This window comes from Clostridium sp. BSD2780061688st1 H5 (assembly GCF_005845155.1).
Lineage (GTDB): Bacteria > Bacillota > Clostridia > Lachnospirales > Lachnospiraceae > Claveliimonas > Claveliimonas intestinigallinarum.
Map to the genome: position 1 here is coordinate 1 of NZ_SPGT01000059.1, position 1,749 is coordinate 1,749.

Consider the following 1,749-nt stretch of genomic DNA (forward strand, 5'->3'; position numbering starts at 1 on the left):
ATTATGAGGATTTGGAACTGGTAGCATAGTCAGTGATATCCTTGAAATAAATGTGTCAACTAATCTTGACAATATCACTTCCTCTCTTGGTATGCGTGGACAATTAGAAAGCCGTTTTCGGCTGTTTTGGTATTGCAATATGCCCTTTGCCGTTTTCGCGTCTGCAAAGCCGCATGGCACAAGGGCTTTTGCCCGTCTATTTGTCCATGCTGGCGTGCGTTTTCCGCGTCCTTTTGCCGGGGCAATAGGGACACTCTTTGAAAACGCAAAACTCATATTTCCACCCGGGGCGGTAGAAACGGCAAGTGCCGCAATCTTCATCATCTCCGGCACAACCGGATTGATAGCGGTCAAATCCCGGCTTCTGCTGCATGAGCAATTCAAACGCCCGCTGCTTGCCCTTTGTGAAATACATTCCGGCTGCACCTCCTTTCCTGCGGGCATAAAAAAACGGCGTTACTTTCTCCCCCAAAGGGGTTAAGGTAACGCCGTTTGTGTGCGTATTCAGTTTTTAACACATTCCCTGTCTATCCGCTGTCCGCAAAACCATTGATTTTATTAGCTTTTTGCCGCTATCGCTATCACACCTCATTATTTCAAAGGCCCGGTTTTCAAGCCATGCTTGCAGACATTGAAGCCGGGAAAGTGGGTACAGTTATCGTCAAGGACATGAGCCGGTTAGGGCGAAACTACTTGCAGGTAGGGTTTTACACGGAAATGCTGTTCCCCCAAAAGGGCGTGCGGTTTATCGCTGTCAACGACAATGTGGACAGCGCAAACGGCGGCATGGACAACGATTTTACCCCTCTGCGAAATCTGTTCAACGAATGGCTGGTGAGAGATACGAGCAAAAAAATCAAGGCAGTAAAACGAGCAAAAGGCATGAGCGGCAAACCCGTTACCAGCAAGCCGGTGTACGGCTATCTCATGGACGAGGACGAGAATTATATCGTTGACGAGGAAACCGCGCCGGTAGTCCGGCAGATATACCAGCTTTGCCTTGCCGGGAACGGCCCGACCAAGATTGCCCGTATGCTTACGGAGCAGCAAATCCCCACGCCGGGTACGCTGGAATACCGCAGGACGGGCAGCACCCGCCGCTATCACCCCGGCTATGAGTGCAAATGGGCGACAAACACCGTTGTCCACCTGTTGGAAAACCGGGAGTACACCGGCTGTCTGGTAAACTTCAAGACGGAAAAGCCCTCTTACAAGACCAAGCACAGCGTAGAGAACCCCGTGGAGAAGCAGGCCATTTTCCCGAACCACCATGAGCCGATTATCGACACGGAAACATGGGAGCGCGTGCAGGAGTTACGCAAGCAGCGCAAACGCCCGAACCGCTATGACGAAGTGGGGCTGTTCTCCGGTATGCTGTTCTGCGCCGACTGCGGCCATGTGATGTACCAGCAGCGGTATCAGAACAAGAACCGCAAGCAGGACTGTTACATCTGCGGCAGCTACAAGAAGCGCACCCGCGACTGTACGGCGCACTTTATCCGCACCGACCTGTTGACCGCCGGTGTCCTCTCCAATCTCCGGCAGGTGACGGAATATGCCGCCAAGCATGAGAGCCGCTTTGTAAAGCTGCTTATCCAGCAGAACGAGATCGGCGGCAAGAGAAAGACCGCCGCAGCCACGAAGCAGCTTGAACAGGCGCAGGAGCGCATTTCCGAAGTGAGCCGCATTATCAAGCGGCTGTATGAGGACAATGTGAACGGCAAAATCAGCGACGAGCGTTTCATGGAA

At 52.7% G+C, this 1,749-nt stretch carries 2 pseudogenes; one reads left to right on the forward strand and one right to left on the reverse strand.

The window, feature by feature from the left end:
* Window positions 1–226: 226 nt before the first annotated feature.
* A pseudogene (locus FGQ86_RS16765) lies at window positions 227–415 on the reverse strand (hypothetical protein); the annotation flags it as partial.
* Between the two features lie 179 nt (window positions 416–594).
* On the opposite strand from FGQ86_RS16765, the pseudogene FGQ86_RS16080 reads away from it, so the two are divergent.
* Window positions 595–1,749, forward strand: a pseudogene (locus FGQ86_RS16080) (recombinase family protein); the annotation flags it as partial.